The organism is Serratia sp. CoH_134_PS_4 (assembly GCF_058190535.1).
This window is the reverse complement of the sequence record NZ_JBXWKI010000004.1, coordinates 1-16,528: the sequence shown is the minus strand read 5'-3', so window position 1 is coordinate 16,528 and position 16,528 is coordinate 1. Positions and strand designations below refer to the sequence as shown.

15 protein-coding genes and 1 tRNA gene are annotated in these 16,528 nt (G+C 53.6%); all 16 read left to right on the top strand.

Annotation, left to right across the window (positions count from 1 at the left end):
• Nucleotides 1–232 precede the first annotated feature (232 nt).
• The 16 genes from sucA to AC2FCQ_RS08325 all read left to right on the top strand — a co-directional run bounded on the left by sucA (nucleotide 233) and on the right by AC2FCQ_RS08325 (nucleotide 16,527).
• Entirely contained in the window at nucleotides 233–3,040 is a 2,808-nt protein-coding gene (sucA, locus tag AC2FCQ_RS08400) for a 2-oxoglutarate dehydrogenase E1 component (protein ID WP_265554873.1), read from the top strand.
• A gap of 17 nt (nucleotides 3,041–3,057) precedes the next feature.
• Nucleotides 3,058–4,272: a 2-oxoglutarate dehydrogenase complex dihydrolipoyllysine-residue succinyltransferase gene (gene odhB / locus AC2FCQ_RS08395; protein WP_209636258.1), complete on the top strand. Its 1,215-nt coding sequence runs from the start codon at nucleotides 3,058–3,060 to the stop codon at nucleotides 4,270–4,272.
• A gap of 241 nt (nucleotides 4,273–4,513) precedes the next feature.
• Nucleotides 4,514–5,680, top strand: coding sequence for an ADP-forming succinate--CoA ligase subunit beta (sucC, locus tag AC2FCQ_RS08390; RefSeq protein WP_012005704.1), 1,167 nt, complete (start codon nucleotides 4,514–4,516; stop codon nucleotides 5,678–5,680).
• On the top strand, nucleotides 5,680–6,552 hold the full coding sequence (sucD, locus tag AC2FCQ_RS08385; RefSeq protein WP_209636256.1) for a succinate--CoA ligase subunit alpha: 873 nt from the start codon (nucleotides 5,680–5,682) through the stop codon (nucleotides 6,550–6,552). Before sucC ends, sucD begins: the two co-directional genes overlap by 1 nt.
• Before the next feature lie 796 nt (nucleotides 6,553–7,348).
• Nucleotides 7,349–8,917 (top strand): cytochrome ubiquinol oxidase subunit I, encoded by a 1,569-nt coding sequence (cydA, locus tag AC2FCQ_RS08380; protein WP_209636254.1) that lies wholly within the window; start codon nucleotides 7,349–7,351, stop codon nucleotides 8,915–8,917.
• A gap of 14 nt (nucleotides 8,918–8,931) precedes the next feature.
• Nucleotides 8,932–10,071 (top strand): cytochrome d ubiquinol oxidase subunit II, encoded by a 1,140-nt coding sequence (gene cydB / locus AC2FCQ_RS08375; RefSeq protein WP_265554343.1) that lies wholly within the window; start codon nucleotides 8,932–8,934, stop codon nucleotides 10,069–10,071.
• 17 nt (nucleotides 10,072–10,088) lie between these two features.
• On the top strand, nucleotides 10,089–10,202 hold the full coding sequence (gene cydX / locus AC2FCQ_RS08370) for a cytochrome bd-I oxidase subunit CydX (RefSeq protein ID WP_004949761.1): 114 nt from the start codon (nucleotides 10,089–10,091) through the stop codon (nucleotides 10,200–10,202).
• Nucleotides 10,202–10,498 carry a cyd operon protein YbgE gene (ybgE, locus tag AC2FCQ_RS08365; protein WP_265554335.1) on the top strand — a complete coding sequence of 99 codons (297 nt, stop codon included), beginning with the start codon at nucleotides 10,202–10,204 and terminating at the stop codon, nucleotides 10,496–10,498. Before cydX ends, ybgE begins: the two co-directional genes overlap by 1 nt.
• A gap of 130 nt (nucleotides 10,499–10,628) precedes the next feature.
• Nucleotides 10,629–11,033 (top strand): tol-pal system-associated acyl-CoA thioesterase, encoded by a 405-nt coding sequence (gene ybgC, locus AC2FCQ_RS08360; protein WP_012005710.1) that lies wholly within the window; start codon nucleotides 10,629–10,631, stop codon nucleotides 11,031–11,033.
• A complete protein-coding gene (gene tolQ, locus AC2FCQ_RS08355; RefSeq protein WP_209636248.1) occupies nucleotides 11,030–11,713 on the top strand; it encodes a Tol-Pal system protein TolQ in 684 nt (227 codons plus the stop codon). Before ybgC ends, tolQ begins: the two co-directional genes overlap by 4 nt.
• A gap of 12 nt (nucleotides 11,714–11,725) precedes the next feature.
• On the top strand, nucleotides 11,726–12,154 hold the full coding sequence (gene tolR, locus AC2FCQ_RS08350; protein WP_490308041.1) for a colicin uptake protein TolR: 429 nt from the start codon (nucleotides 11,726–11,728) through the stop codon (nucleotides 12,152–12,154).
• 81 nt (nucleotides 12,155–12,235) lie between these two features.
• Nucleotides 12,236–13,483, top strand: a complete 1,248-nt coding sequence (gene tolA / locus AC2FCQ_RS08345; RefSeq protein WP_490308040.1) for a cell envelope integrity protein TolA — start codon at nucleotides 12,236–12,238, stop codon at nucleotides 13,481–13,483.
• Between the two features lie 132 nt (nucleotides 13,484–13,615).
• Entirely contained in the window at nucleotides 13,616–14,908 is a 1,293-nt protein-coding gene (tolB, locus tag AC2FCQ_RS08340) for a Tol-Pal system beta propeller repeat protein TolB (RefSeq protein ID WP_020825685.1), read from the top strand.
• A 44-nt stretch (nucleotides 14,909–14,952) separates the two neighbouring features.
• Complete coding sequence (gene pal / locus AC2FCQ_RS08335; protein ID WP_037418161.1) at nucleotides 14,953–15,462, top strand: peptidoglycan-associated lipoprotein Pal; 510 nt, start codon at nucleotides 14,953–14,955, stop codon at nucleotides 15,460–15,462.
• A 9-nt stretch (nucleotides 15,463–15,471) separates the two neighbouring features.
• Nucleotides 15,472–16,272, top strand: a complete 801-nt coding sequence (cpoB, locus tag AC2FCQ_RS08330; protein WP_490308039.1) for a cell division protein CpoB — start codon at nucleotides 15,472–15,474, stop codon at nucleotides 16,270–16,272.
• A gap of 179 nt (nucleotides 16,273–16,451) precedes the next feature.
• A tRNA-Lys gene (locus tag AC2FCQ_RS08325) sits at nucleotides 16,452–16,527 on the top strand.
• The last annotated feature ends 1 nt before the right edge of the window (nucleotide 16,528 follow it).

The following is a 16,528-nucleotide window of genomic DNA, read 5'->3' as shown; positions in this document are numbered from 1 at the left end:
CCGGCGCACATCGCAAAGGAGGGAGCCTCTAAAAACTGACCAGTGGCTGTGGCAGCATGCAGCCTGGTTCGCCCGCCGGTTTTTAGAGGTTCCTTGTAAGGGACCGCGAGGTCCATAGCAGAACGTACCGTAAAAGTACGTCGAGTGAACCGTTTCTACGGCAAACCGTATCCATCACGGTAATTATGTTAACCACGGCGAAAACTAAAGCTTCAAAGCTTAAGGGATCATGATGCAGAACGGCGCAATGAAGGCCTGGCTGGATTCCTCCTATCTGGCGGGCGCGAACCAGTCTTACATAGAACAGCTCTATGAAGACTTCTTAACCGATCCGGGCTCCGTTGAAGATAGCTGGCGTTCCATTTTTCAACAGCTACCAACCGCGGGTGTAAAACCCGATCAGCTTCACTCTCAAACGCGTGACTACTTCCGCCGCCTGGCGAAAGACTCTGCGCGTTATAACACCACCATCAACGATCCAGACACCGACGCCAAACAAGTCAAGGTACTGCAGCTGATTAACGCCTTCCGTTTCCGCGGACATCAGCATGCCAACCTCGATCCGCTCGGTCTATGGCAGCGGGAGCAAGTTCCTGACCTTGAGCCTGGCTACCATAACCTGACCGAAGCCGACTTCCAGGAAACCTTCAACGTGGGTTCTTTCGCCATCGGCAAAGAAACCATGAAATTGGGCGACCTGTATGCTGCGCTGAAGCAGACCTACTGCGGTTCGATCGGTGCTGAATACATGCACATCACCAATACCGAAGAGAAACGCTGGATCCAGCAGCGTATCGAATCGGTCGTGGGTCACGCCAGCTTTACCAACGACGAGAAACGCCGTTTCCTGAACGAGCTGACCGCTGCGGAAGGCCTGGAACGCTACCTGGGTGCCAAGTTCCCGGGTGCGAAGCGCTTCTCGCTGGAAGGCGGCGATGCGCTGGTGCCGATGCTGAAAGAGATGGTGCGTCACGCCGGTAAGAATGGCACGCGCGAAGTGGTATTGGGCATGGCCCACCGCGGCCGTCTGAACGTGCTGATCAACGTACTGGGTAAAAAACCTGCCGACCTGTTCGACGAGTTTGCCGGCAAGCATAAAGAACACCTCGGTACCGGTGACGTGAAATATCACCAAGGCTTCTCCTCCGACGTAGAAACCGAAGGCGGCATGGTTCACCTGGCGCTGGCGTTTAACCCGTCGCACCTGGAGATCGTCAGCCCAGTGGTTATGGGTTCTGTACGTGCTCGTCGTGACCGTCTGGATGAAGCGCGCAGCAATATGGTACTGCCAATCACTATCCACGGTGATGCCGCCATTACTGGCCAGGGCGTAGTTCAGGAAACGCTGAACATGTCTCAGGCTCGCGGCTATGAAGTGGGTGGTACGGTTCGTATCGTGATTAACAACCAGGTTGGTTTCACCACCTCCAACCCGTTGGATGCGCGTTCAACCGAATATTGTACCGACATTGCCAAGATGGTGCAGGCACCGATCTTCCACGTGAATGCTGACGATCCTGAAGCGGTGGCCTTTGTTACCCGTCTGGCGTTGGATTTCCGTAACACCTTCAAACGTGACGTGATGATCGATCTGGTTTGCTACCGTCGCCACGGGCATAACGAGGCCGATGAGCCAAGTGCAACCCAGCCGGTGATGTACCAGAAGATCAAAAAGCACCCTACGCCGCGCAAGCTTTATGCTGACGTGCTGACTGAACAAAAAGTTGCCACGCTGGAAGATGCCACGGAAATGGTCAACCTGTATCGTGATGCGCTCGACCGCGGTGACTGCGTGGTTGAAGAATGGCGTCCGATGAACCTGCACTCCTTTACCTGGTCGCCGTACCTCAACCACGAATGGGACGAAGAGTACCCAAGCAAAGTTGAAATGAAGCGCCTGCAGGAACTGGCCCGTCGCATCAGTACCGCGCCGGAAGCGATCGAAATGCAATCACGCGTAGCGAAAATCTACGGTGACCGCGCAGAGATGGCAGCAGGTAGTAAAGCGTTCGACTGGGGCGCAGCGGAAACGCTGGCTTACGCGACTTTGGTTGACGAAGGCATTCCAATCCGCCTTTCCGGTGAAGATGCCGGTCGCGGTACCTTCTTCCACCGTCATGCGGTGGTGCATAACCAGAAAAATGGTTCGGTCTACGTGCCGCTGGCCAATGTCCACAGCGGGCAGGGCGAGTTCAAAGTTTGGGACTCCGTACTGTCTGAAGAAGCCGTACTGGCGTTCGAATATGGCTATGCCACCGCAGAACCACGCACCTTGACGATTTGGGAAGCGCAGTTCGGTGACTTCGCTAACGGCGCTCAGGTGGTCATCGACCAGTTCATCAGTTCCGGCGAGCAGAAATGGGGCCGTATGTGTGGTCTGGTGATGCTGCTGCCGCACGGTTACGAAGGCCAGGGCCCAGAGCACTCATCTGCGCGTCTGGAACGTTACCTGCAGCTGTGTGCTGAGCAGAATATGCAGGTGTGCATCCCATCCACCCCGGCCCAGGTTTACCACATGCTGCGTCGTCAGGCGCTGCGCGGTATGCGCCGTCCGCTGGTGGTGATGTCACCGAAATCTCTGCTGCGTCACCCGCTGGCGACCTCTTCTCTGGATGAGCTGGCTAACGGCACCTTCATGCCGGCGATTGGTGAGATCGACGATCTGGATCCGAAAGCGGTCAAACGCGTGGTGCTCTGCTCCGGTAAGGTCTATTACGATCTGCTGGAACAGCGTCGCAAAAACGACCAGAAAGACGTGGCCATCGTACGTATTGAGCAACTGTACCCGTTCCCGCATCAGGCCCTTCAGGCGGTGCTGGAGAAATATGCTCACGTGCATGATTTCGTCTGGTGTCAAGAAGAGCCGCTGAACCAGGGTGCCTGGTACTGTAGCCAACATAATTTCCGTGAAGTCGTGCCGTTCGGGGCTTCTTTACGTTACGCCGGACGTCCAGCCTCTGCCTCTCCGGCAGTCGGTTATATGTCCGTACACCAGAAGCAGCAGCAGGCTCTGGTTAATGACGCGCTGAATATTGATTAAAGATTAAGGGAAAGCAAATGAGTAGCGTAGATATTCTGGTTCCTGACCTTCCTGAATCGGTTGCAGATGCGACCGTAGCCACCTGGCACAAGAAACCAGGTGACAGCGTCCAGCGTGACGAAGTTCTGGTTGAAATCGAAACTGATAAAGTTGTGCTGGAAGTACCGGCCAGCGAAGCAGGGATCCTCGATGCGATCGTGGAAGAAGAGGGCGCAACCGTGCTTTCTCGCCAGATCCTCGGCCGTATTCGCCCGGGCAACAGTTCAGGCAAACCGACCGAAGAGAAGAGCCAGGCTAAAGAAGCCACTCCAGCTCAGCGCGCAACCGCCAGCCTGGAAGAAGAAAGCAACGACGCACTCAGCCCGGCGATCCGCCGCCTGATTGCCGAGCACGATCTTGATGCTGCTGCCATCAAAGGTAGCGGTGTGGGTGGCCGTATCACCCGCGAAGATGTGGAAGCACACCTGGCTAACGGCAAGAAAGGCGATAAGCCAGCTGCCGTTGAGGCCGCTCCGCAGCCTGCTCTGAGCGGTCGCAGCGAGAAGCGTGTACCTATGACCCGTCTGCGCAAGCGCGTAGCCGAGCGCCTGTTGGAAGCGAAGAACAGCACTGCGATGCTGACGACCTTCAACGAAATCAACATGCAGCCGATCATGGACATGCGCAAGCAGTACGGCGAAGCCTTCGAAAAACGTCACGGTGTACGTCTGGGCTTCATGTCCTTCTACATCAAGGCCGTGGTTGAAGCGTTGAAACGCTTCCCTGAAGTGAATGCGTCTATTGATGGCACCGACGTGGTGTACCACAACTATTTCGATATCAGCATTGCAGTATCTACCCCACGTGGCCTGGTGACCCCAGTGCTGCGCGATGTAGACAGCATGAGCATGGCGGACATCGAGAAGAAAATCAAAGAACTGGCAGTCAAAGGCCGTGATGGCAAATTGACCGTGGAAGAGCTGACGGGCGGTAACTTCACCATTACCAACGGCGGCGTATTCGGTTCACTGATGTCTACCCCGATCATCAACCCACCGCAAAGCGCCATCTTGGGCATGCACGCCATTAAAGATCGCCCAATGGCGGTTAAAGGCCAGGTTGTGATTCAGCCAATGATGTATCTGGCACTGTCCTATGACCACCGCCTGATCGACGGTAAAGAATCCGTGGGTTACCTGGTGACGGTCAAAGAGATGCTGGAAGATCCGGCTCGTCTGCTGCTGGACGTTTAGTAACCCTGATGGGCGCGCGACCTTAAATAATTGAAGTTGCAACGCGGCGGCAACGGAACGAATCCCCAGGAACATAGCGAACTATGTGACTGGGGTGAGAGAAGGCAGCCAACAAAGTTGCAGCTTCAAGTATGACGGGTACGCCGCGTCCACACTCTGTGCTATGTGGCCGATTAAAGTCATGCGGTTTTCCGCCAAAATGGCTCGGCTAAAACCTTCAGAACTGAATGGATAGAACATCATGAATTTACACGAATATCAGGCAAAACAGCTGTTTGCTCGGTATGGTATGCCGGCACCAACCGGTTATGCCTGTACCACACCGCGTGAAGCGGAAGAAGCCGCATCCAAAATCGGCTCCGGCCCGTGGGTGGTTAAATGTCAGGTTCATGCTGGCGGCCGCGGTAAAGCTGGCGGCGTTAAAGTCGTAAACAGCAAAGAAGATATCCGTGCTTTTGCTGAAGCCTGGCTGGGCAAACGTCTGGTGACTTACCAGACTGACGCGCTGGGTCAGCCGGTTCACCAGATCCTGGTAGAAGCCGCGACCGATATCGATAAAGAGCTGTACCTGGGTGCGGTAGTAGATCGTGCAAGCCGTCGCGTGGTGTTTATGGCATCCACCGAAGGTGGCGTTGAGATCGAGAAAGTTGCGGAAGAAACGCCGGAACTGATCCACAAAATGACCATCGATCCACTGGCAGGCCCGCAGCCTTACCAGGGTCGTGAGTTGGCCTTCAAACTGGGTCTGACTGGCAAGCAAGTTGGCCAGTTCGCCAAGATCTTCATGGGTCTGGCGACCTTGTTCCTGGAGCGTGATCTGGCCATGGTTGAGATCAACCCGTTGGTCGTCACCAAGCAGGGCGATCTGATCTGCCTGGACGGTAAACTGGGCGCCGACGGCAACGCATTGTTCCGTCAGCCAGAGCTGCGTGAAATGCGTGACCTTTCTCAGGAAGATGAGCGTGAATCCCGTGCGGCTCAGTGGGAGCTGAACTACGTTGCTCTCGACGGCAACATCGGTTGCATGGTTAACGGCGCGGGCCTGGCGATGGGTACCATGGACATCGTTAAACTGCACGGCGGCGAACCTGCTAACTTCCTCGATGTGGGCGGCGGTGCAACCAAAGAGCGCGTGACCGAAGCATTCAAAATCATCCTGTCTGACGACAAGGTGAAAGCCGTTCTGGTTAACATTTTCGGTGGTATCGTGCGTTGCGACCTGATCGCCGACGGTATCATTGGCGCAGTTGCCGAAGTGGGCGTTAACGTCCCGGTGGTTGTGCGTCTGGAAGGGAATAACGCCGAGCTGGGCGCCAAGAAACTGGCGGACAGCGGTCTGAATATCATTGCTGCGACCAGCCTGACTGATGCGGCTCAGCAAGTTGTTGCGGCAGTGGGGAGCAAATAATGTCCATTTTAATCGATAAGAACACCAAAGTAATTTGCCAGGGCTTCACCGGTAGCCAGGGGACTTTCCACTCTGAGCAAGCTATCGCTTACGGCACCAAAATGGTCGGCGGCGTTACGCCGGGCAAAGGTGGCACTCAGCATCTGGGCCTGCCCGTGTTTAACACTGTGCGTGAAGCCGTAGAAGCGACTGGCGCAACAGCGTCCGTGATCTACGTACCGGCGCCATTCTGCAAAGATTCCATTCTGGAAGCTATCGATGCAGGCATCAAACTGATCATCACCATCACCGAAGGTATCCCAACGCTGGATATGCTGACTGTGAAAGTGAAGCTGGACGAAGCCGGCGTGCGCATGATCGGCCCTAACTGCCCAGGTGTTATCACCCCAGGCGAGTGCAAAATCGGCATCATGCCTGGCCACATCCACCTGCCGGGTAAAGTGGGTATCGTTTCCCGCTCTGGTACCCTGACCTATGAAGCGGTGAAACAAACCACGGATACCGGTCTGGGTCAGTCTACCTGTGTGGGCATCGGTGGTGACCCGATCCCGGGCTCCAACTTCATCGATATCCTCAAGCTGTTCCAGGAAGATCCGCAGACCGAAGCGATCGTGATGATCGGTGAGATCGGTGGCAGCGCGGAAGAAGAAGCCGCCGCTTACATCAAAGACCACGTGACCAAGCCAGTGGTTGGCTATATCGCGGGTGTTACCGCGCCTAAAGGCAAGCGTATGGGCCATGCTGGTGCCATCATTGCCGGCGGTAAAGGCACTGCAGACGAGAAATTTGCGGCGCTGGAAGCGGCAGGGGTTAAAACCGTACGCAGCCTGGCTGATATCGGTGAGGCAGTAAAAGCGGTTCTGAATCGCTAATTAACCGCCTGCAGTAGCCCATATTTAAGCAGGGCCAGACTTTTTGTCTGGCCCTGTTTTTTTTTGCCTGCCCTAGGCGGGAGCGTTAACCTATATCCCGTGTATCGGGCGTCAGGCACCTTTGGAGAGCCATTTCGTGTCGAAAAGAGGATAGGCGGCGGGTGTATATGCTGACTGTTTCAATCAATAAGTTTTCTTTTTTATTGCCAGAAATTATCAGAGCAAAAAAATAAGCTAAGCTTGTCCTGAGAGTAGGTTAATAAAAGCTAACATTAGTCACAGGCCAACTTCGATTTAAATACAAATAACCATTAAATATCACATCTATTTAACACAAAAGGCACGTAGATAGACTACGAAACCATTGTGTAACATAACCACAAGATAATTATGAGAAATTGTGAGCTGAATCTGGAAATAAAATGCAGATAGGCTTAAATTGTTTCAGATCAAATTACGTCTGAATACCTCTTTAGGCCAGAATTTGACCTGTAACCAAAAGTCTAACCCATATCACGTAAAAACCTATTTATTGTGTGGGATTGGGCGAGTATCATCCATGATGAAAATGGATGGTTGATCTTGTTGCATTTGTTACCCGTTGTCGGTTTTCAGTGGTGTGTTTAGTACATTGGCCGGTGTGGCCTGCGTCGAATGCATGGTTGAAAGCGGAGAAGCTGGATCAAATTTTTGTTGTGTTTAAGGGCATTCACTGCGGGGCGTTACCGGTAGCTTCACCCGAAGTCATATCGATAACCGCATGTCGGAGTCTTCCTGCGAGGAGCAAGGAGTCAAGATGTTTGATATTGTCGAACTGTCGCGCTTACAGTTTGCTTTAACGGCGATGTACCATTTCTTATTTGTCCCATTAACGCTAGGTATGGCGTTTTTGCTGGCAATTATGGAAACGGTATATGTACTGTCAGGCAAGCAAATCTATAAAGATATGACCAAATTCTGGGGCAAGTTATTTGCAATTAACTTTGCTCTGGGTGTGGCCACCGGTTTGACCATGGAGTTCCAGTTCGGGACTAACTGGTCATATTTCTCACATTACGTCGGTGATATTTTCGGGGCCCCTCTGGCCATCGAAGGTCTGATGGCGTTCTTCCTTGAATCGACGCTGGTCGGCCTGTTCTTCTTCGGCTGGGATCGTCTGGGCAAGGTGCAGCACATGGCCGTTACCTGGCTCGTTGCATTAGGCTCAAACTTCTCTGCGCTGTGGATCCTGGTTGCCAACGGTTGGATGCAGAACCCAATTGCCTCGGATTTCAACTTCGAAACCATGCGTATGGAGATGCTCAGCTTCTCCGAACTGGTACTCAACCCCGTTGCGCAAGTGAAGTTTGTACACACCGTGGCTGCCGGCTATACCTGTGGCGCGATGTTCGTTCTGGGTATCAGTTCTTACTACCTGCTGAAAGGCCGTGATACTGCCTTTGCCAAGCGCTCTTTCGCTATTGCTGCCAGCTTCGGCATGGCTGCCGTGCTGTCTGTTATCGTACTGGGTGATGAATCCGGTTACGAAATGGGCGACGTGCAGAAAACCAAACTGGCTGCCATTGAAGCCGAGTGGGACACTCAACCGGCTCCGGCTTCCTTTACCCTGTTCGGTATTCCGAATCAGGATAAAATGGAAAACTCCTACTCTATCCAAATTCCTTATGCGCTTGGCCTGATTGCCACCCGCTCAACAGATACCCAGGTCACCGGCCTGAAAGATCTGATGGCGCAGCATGAAGTCCGTATCCGCAACGGTATGAAAGCCTACCAGCTGCTGGAAGAGCTGCGCAGCGGCAATACCGACCCGGCAGTACGTGCTGAGTTCAATAAGGCCAAACAGGATTTGGGCTACGGTTTACTGCTGAAGCGTTATACCCAGAACGTCACCGACGCGACGGAAACGCAGATCCAACAGGCAACCAAAGACTCCATTCCACGCGTAGCACCACTGTACTTCGCCTTCCGTATCATGGTGGCCTGTGGCGTGCTGATGCTGTTGATCATCGGTCTGTCGTTCTGGAGCGTCCTTCGCGGCCGCATTGGCCAGAAGAAGTGGCTGCACCGTGCGGCGCTGTATGGCTTGCCATTACCTTGGATTGCGATCGAAGCCGGCTGGTTCGTGGCTGAATACGGTCGTCAGCCTTGGGCAATTGGTGAGGTGCTACCGACTGCGGTTGCGAACTCTTCACTGACTGCGGGCGACATTCTGTTCTCGATGGGGCTGATTTGCGGCTTGTACACCCTGTTCCTGGTGGCTGAAATGTACCTGATGTTCAAATTTGCACGTCTGGGTCCAAGCAGCCTGAAAACTGGCCGCTACCACTTTGAACAACCGACTGCCGCCGTGCAGGAAGCGCGCTAAACAGGAGTCCACGTATGTTTGATTATGAAGTACTGCGATTTATCTGGTGGGTCCTGATTGGCGTACTGCTGATCGGTTTCGCCGTCACCGACGGTTTCGACATGGGTGTCGGTATCCTGGTGCGTATTATCGGTAAAACCGATACTGAGCGCCGTGTGATGATCAACTCCATCGCACCGCACTGGGACGGTAACCAGGTGTGGCTGATCACTGCCGGTGGTGCGTTGTTTGCTGCCTGGCCAATGGTCTATGCGGCGGCGTTCTCCGGTTTCTATGTTGCTATGATCCTGGTGCTGTCTGCCTTGTTCTTCCGCCCGGTCGGTTTTGACTACCGTTCGAAGCTGGAAAGCAGCCGCTGGCGTAACATGTGGGACTGGGGCATCTTCATCGGCAGCTTCGTGCCGGCGGTGGTGTTCGGCGTGGCATTCGGTAACCTGCTGCAGGGCGTACCTTTCCACATGGACGAATACATGCGTCTGTTCTACACCGGTAACTTCTTCCAACTGCTGAATCCGTTTGGCCTGTTGGCGGGTGTGGTCAGTTTGACCATGCTGGTGACGCAGGGGGCAACTTACCTGCAGATGCGTACAACCGGTGAGATTCACCTGCGTGCTCGCGCTGCGGCGCAGATCTCCACGCTGGTGATGGCGGTATTTTTCCTGTTAGGTGGCATTTGGCTGGTAAAAGGCATCGATGGTTATGTGATTACCTCGGCGCTGGACACCATGGCAGAGTCTAACCCGATGCGCAAAGAAGTGGCTCATCAGGCCGGTGCCTGGTTGATCAACTTCAACAAGTACCCGCTGCTGTGGGCACTGCCTGCCTTGGGTGTGGTGCTGCCGTTGTTCACGGTTCTGTTCTCTCGCTTGTCGAAAGACGCGCTGGCGTTCGTGACGTCGTCATTGACCATTGCCTGTGTGATCCTGACCGCCGGGGTGACTATGTTCCCGTTCGTGATGCCATCAAGCACGGTGCCTAACATCAGCCTGACGATGTGGGATGCCACCTCCAGCCTGTTGACGCTGGAAGTGATGACCGTTGTCGCGGCGATCTTCGTGCCTATCGTTCTGGGGTACACCAGCTGGTCGTACTACAAAATGTTCGGCCGTCTCGACAAAAACTTCGTCGAGAACAACAAGCATTCGCTGTATTAAGGATAGGGAGCTAAACCATGTGGTATTTTGCCTGGATTCTCGGAACGCTTCTTGCCTGTGCCTTCGGCATCATCACGGCGCTGGCGCTTGAGCATCACGAAGATTCAAAAGCACAGCAAGACGGTAAGTAATGAGTTCGTCATTGACTGACAAGCTGTACGCTATCACTGATAAGGGCCCTATCAGGGCCCTTTCACTGGTGCTGGCGTTGATTTTGGCGGGCTGTATTTTCTGGGATCCGACCCGCTTTGCGGCGAAGACCAGCTCGCTGGAGATTTGGGAAGGCCTGCTGCTTATTTGGGCAGTGTGCGCCGGGGTGGTTCATGGCGTCGGGTTCCGACCGCAACGCACTTTGTGGCGTGCTTTTTTTGCGCCACTTCCGGCAATTGTGATCCTGGCCGCAGGATTACTTTACGTTTCTTTATAATCTCCGCTATACCCCCAAGTTATGGGCCATCGCGGCCCATAATTATTTTCGTTCCCATCTTGTAACCCATTCCCAACCCGATCCGTCTTGCGTATAGTAGCACCGTTAAATTGCATTGCTGGGAAGTAGAGTGAGTAATACGTTGTTTCGATGGCCGGTTCGCGTTTACTACGAAGATACCGATGCCAGTGGTGTGGTCTATCACGCCCGCTATGTGGCTTTTTTTGAAAGAGCGCGCACTGAGATGCTGCGTCATCATAACTTTCATCAACAGCAGCTGCTCAGTGAAAATGTCGCCTTCGCTGTCCGGCGCATGACGGTAGATTATCTGCTTCCCGCACGTCTTGATGACCAGCTGGAAGTTCAGAGTGAAATCACCTCGATGCGCGGGGCTTCTCTTACGTTTGCTCAACGTATTGTCAATTCTGACGGAACTCTTTTGAGTCAGGCCGATGTGTTGATTGCATGCATTGATCCACACCAAATGAAGCCGATAGCGCTTCCTAAGTCTATTGTCGCGGAGTTTAAGCAGTGAATGAGATGAACATCCTAGATTTATTCTTGAAGGCAAGCCTGCTGGTTAAGCTTATCATGTTGATTTTGATATGCTTCTCAGTGGCCTCCTGGGCGATCATCATTCAGCGCACCCGCATTTTGAATGCGGCTACGCGTGACGCCGAAGCCTTTGAAGACAAATTCTGGTCCGGTATTGAGCTTTCCCGTTTGTATCAGGAAAGCCAGGCACGTCGCGATAGCCTGACGGGTTCCGAACAAATTTTCCACTCTGGTTTCAAAGAGTTCGCGCGTTTACATCGTGCTAATAACCATGCGCCGGAATCGGTGATCGAAGGGGCGTCGCGTGCGATGCGTATCTCGATGAACCGCGAACTGGAAACGCTGGAAACCCACATTCCTTTCCTTGGCACCGTAGGTTCGATCAGTCCGTATATCGGCCTGTTCGGCACCGTGTGGGGGATTATGCATGCCTTTATCGCACTGGGTGCGGTTAAACAGGCCACGCTGCAAATGGTAGCGCCGGGTATCGCTGAAGCACTGATCGCAACGGCTATCGGTTTGTTCGCCGCTATTCCGGCTGTTATGGCCTATAACCGCCTCAACCAGCGCGTCAACAAGCTTGAGCAGAATTACGACAACTTTATGGAAGAGTTCACCGCTATTCTGCATCGTCAGGCCTTCTCCAGCGACAGCAAATAAGTAGGAGGTAGCATGGCGAGAGTTCGTGGACGTAATCGGCGCGAGCTGAAGTCCGAAATTAACATAGTTCCGTTGCTCGACGTGTTGCTGGTGCTGTTGCTGATCTTTATGGCAACGGCGCCGATTATCACGCAGAGTGTTGAGGTTGATCTGCCAGACGCCACCGATTCTAAAGCGGTGTCCAGTAGCGATAACCCGCCGGTAATCCTTGAGGTTTCCGGTGTGGGTCAATACACGTTAGTGGTAGATCACGATCGCATGGAGCTATTGCCGCCGGAGCAGGTTGCTGCCGAAGCCAAGTCGCGTTTAGCGGCTAACCCTAAAACGGTCTTTTTGATCGGTGGGGCAAAGGAAGTTCCGTATGATGAGGTTATCAAGGCATTGAATATTCTCCATCAGGCGGGCGTCACTTCTGTAGGGCTGATGACCCAGCCGATCTGACCCTGAGGTCAGTGGCAACCCGGTTCCTGTGCTGCGGTGCAGGAACCCCGTATAAGCAACGCCAGTTTTTGGGAATCTATTTTGGTAAAGGCAACTGAGCAAAACGATAAGCTGAACCGCGCCGTTATTGTTTCGGTCGTTCTGCACTTTGTATTGATTGCCCTGCTGATTTGGGGATCGCTGCAAGAAAACGTCGACATGAACAGTGCCGGCGGCGGCGGTGACGGTTCGGTCGTCGGTGCAGTGATGGTCGATCCCGGGGCAGTGGTGGAGCAGTACAACCGCCAACAACAGCAGAGTAACGACGCGCAGCGTGCTGAAAAGCAGCGCCAGAAAAAAGCGGAACAGCAGGCCGAAGAACTTCAGCAGAAGCAGGCGGCGGAACAGCAGCGCCTGAAAGAGCTGGAGAAAGAGCGTTTGAGCGCGCAGGAAAAAGCGGCCCAGGACGCCAAAGCACAGGCTGAACAGCAAAAACAGGCCGCAGAGCAACAAAAGCAGGCAGCTGAACAGCAAAAAGTGGCCGAGAACGCCGCGGCGAAAGCCAAAGAACAACAGAAAGTAGCGGAAGCGGCCGCTGCGAAGGCCAAGGCTGAAGCGGATAAAGTCGCTAAAGCGCAGGCGGACGCACAGAAGAAAGCCGAGTCTGAAGCCAAGAAAGAAGCCGCTGCTGCCGCAGCCGCCAAGAAACAGGCGGAAGAGGCGAAGAAAGCTGCTGCTGAGGCTGCAGAACAAAAAGCTGCCGAAGCCGCGGAGAAAAAGGCTGCTGCTGACGCCGAGAAGAAAGCGGCGGCAGAAGCCGAGAAGGCTGAGAAAAAAGCGGCCGCGGAAGCTGAGAAAAAAGCCGCTGCTGCCGAAAAGGCTGCTGCTGAGAAAGCCGCAGCCAAGAAAGCGGCAGATGCCAAGAAGAAAGCTGCTGCAGCCGCAGCTGCCCAAGCATCTGATGTTGCAGATATTATGGGTGGTCTTGCGGACGGTAAAAACGCGCCGAAAGGCGGCGGCAAGCAGAAGGGTGACGGTAAACCAGCAGGTCAAGGCAATGCCAAAACCGCGGGTGCCAGTGGTGCTGATATTGATGGTTATGCGGGACAGATTCGTGCTGCGATTCAGAGCAAGTTCTATGATCCTAGCTCGTTTATCGGTAAGACCTGTGATCTTCGCATCAAGCTAGGGCCTGATGGCTTTTTGATTGACGTGAAAGCAGTGGGGGGGGATCCTGCCCTCTGCCAGGCGGCAGTCGCCGCTGCGAATCAGGCTAAGATCCCGAAACCGTCAAGCGACGCTGTTTATCAGCATTTTAAGAATTCGACCCTTGTATTTAAACCGGAATAACTGTTGATTGGCTAAGTCATATCGCAGGGATGTACTAAGGTAACCAACAGGGATTATGTAGTTTTGTTTGCGTTGGTTTGTTAAAATTCTGCTAATTTATCGCAGGCATCCCGCCTGGATAAGGGAGATGAGATGAAGCAGGCATTTCGAGTAGCGTTAGGTTTTTTGATTCTGTGGGCGTCCGTTCTTCACGCGGAAGTTCGCATTGAAATCACCCAAGGGGTCGACTCTGCTCGTCCTATTGGTGTGGTGCCGTTTAAATGGGCGGGCCCAGGCACGCCTCCAGAAGATATTGGCAAGATTGTCGGCGCAGACCTGCGCAACAGCGGCAAATTCAACCCAATTGACGTGGCGCGTATGCCGCAGCAACCTACCACCGCGTCTGAAGTGACGCCGGCGGCATGGACTGCATTGGGCATTGACGCGGTCGTGGTCGGCCAGGTGCAACCTGGTGCAGACGGCGGCTACCTGATCTCATATCAACTGGTGGACACCTCGGGTTCACCCGGCACCGTTCTGGCGCAGAACCAGTATAAAGTGACCAAGCAATGGTTGCGTTATTCTGCTCACACCGCCAGTGACGAAGTGTTTGAGAAGTTGACCGGTATTAAAGGTGCATTCCGTACCCGTATCGCTTACGTGGTGCAGACCAACGGCGGGAAATTCCCGTACGAGCTGCGCGTCGCGGATTACGACGGCTACAACCAGTTTGTGGTACACCGTTCACCGGAACCACTGATGTCCCCAGCCTGGTCGCCGGACGGCAGCAAGCTGGCGTACGTGACCTTTGAGAGCGGTCGTTCAGCGTTGGTTGTGCAGACGCTGGCTAACGGTGCTATCCGTCAGATCGCGTCGTTCCCGCGTCACAATGGTGCACCTGCGTTCTCACCGGACGGCAGCCGACTGGCTTTTGCGCTGTCTAAAAGCGGCAGCCTGAACCTGTACGTGATGAACCTTGGCTCTGGCCAAATCACCCAAATCACCGACGGGCGCAGCAACAATACCGAACCGACCTGGTTCCCGGATGGCCAGTCTCTGGCTTATACCTCCGATCAGGGCGGCCGGCCACAGATTTATAAAGTCAGTGCCAGTGGCGGTGCGTCACAGCGTCTGACATGGGAAGGCTCTCAGAACCAGGATTCTGAAGTCAGCTCTGATGGTAAATTCCTGGTGATGGTGAGCTCCAACAATGGTGCTCAGCATATCGCCAAACAAGATCTCGGATCGGGCGCCGTTCAAGTTTTAACCGGCACCTTCCTGGACGAAACGCCTAGTATTGCGCCAAATGGCACCATGGTGATCTATAGCTCCACGCAAGGTATGGGCTCCGTGTTGCAACTGGTATCGACTGATGGGCGTTTCAAAGCGCGTCTTCCGGCAACTGATGGACAGGTCAAATTCCCTGCCTGGTCGCCGTATCTGTGATGCATGTGTAAATATGTATGGCAAACTATAAAAGGATTAAAGAAATGCAACTGAACAAAGTGCTGAAAGGGCTTCTGCTGGCACTGCCAGTTCTGGCTGTAGCGGCTTGTAGTTCTAACAAAAGCGCAAACAACGACCAATCTGGTATGGGCGCTGGCACTGGTACAGAAAATGGCAGCAGCAACCTGTCTTCTGAAGAACAAGCTCGTCTGCAGATGCAAGAACTGCAGAAGAACAACATTGTTTACTTCGGCCTGGACAAGTATGACGTGAGCTCTGAGTTCGCTCAGATGCTGGACGCGCACGCTGCATTCCTGCGTAACAACCCGTCTTACAAAGTGACCGTAGAAGGTCATGCGGATGAGCGCGGCACGCCGGAATACAACATTGCCCTGGGTGAGCGTCGTGCTAACTCAGTGAAAATGTACCTGCAAGGTAAAGGCGTTTCTGCTGACCAGATCTCTATCGTTTCTTACGGTAAAGAAAAACCAGCAGTACTGGGCCACGACGAAGCGGCTTATGCTAAAAACCGTCGTGCAGTTCTGGTTTACTAAGAGAATCGCATGAACAGTAACTTCAGACGTCACTTGTTGAGTCTGTCGTTACTGGTTGGCGTAGCGGTCCCATGGGCCGCTACTGCCCAAGCGCCAATCAGTAATGTCGGCTCCGGCTCGGTCGAAGACCGTGTCACCTCACTTGAGCGCATCAGCAATGCTCAGGGCCAGCTTTTAAACCAACTCCAGCAACAACTCTCTGACAACCAGCGTGATATTGACTCTCTCCGCGGGCAAATCCAGGAAAACCAATATCAACTGAATCAGGTTGTTGAACGCCAAAAGCAGATCTATCAACAAATGGATAGCATCAGCCAGGGCGGCGCTCAGGGCTCTGCTGCCGCAGCAGGTGCCGCGGGTGGGGCAGCAGCGGCTGCATCTTCCGATAGCGCTGAGAGCGCGTCTGCGGGCGCTACAGCTGCAGCACCCGCCAGCTCGGGCGATGAAAACAGCGACTACAATGCCGCTGTTTCATTGGCGCTGGAAAAAAAGCAGTATGACCAGGCAATTTCCGCTTTTCAGACCTTCGTAAAACAGTACCCAAAATCGACTTACCAGCCTAATGCCAACTATTGGCTGGGCCAGTTGTTTTACAACAAGGGTAAGAAAGATGATGCGGCCTACTATTACGCGGTCGTGGTGAAGAATTACGGAAAATCACCAAAGGCACCGGACGCAATGTACAAGGTGGGTATCATCATGCAGGAAAAAGGGCAGGCTGATAAAGCCAAAGCCGTGTTCCAGCAGGTGATTAAACAATACCCAACCAGTGCTGCGGCCAAACAGGCGAAAAGTCGCGTCGCCGGTTAGCAAGCAAAAAAAATGAGCCCAGAAGTTAGTCGATTTGACCGATTTCTGGGCTCATTCGTGTGAAGAACAAGCAGTTGAACCACTTGTTCGAAAATTTAAGTTGCGCTGCCAAGATAAATTAGTAATATATGCCGCCGTTGCCAAGACATCTTGCAAGATGTTAAAGCAGCAAGGAAATTGGGTCGTTAGCTCAGTTGGTAGAGCAGTTGACTTTTAATCAATTGGTCGCAGGTTCGAATCCCGCACGACCCACCAA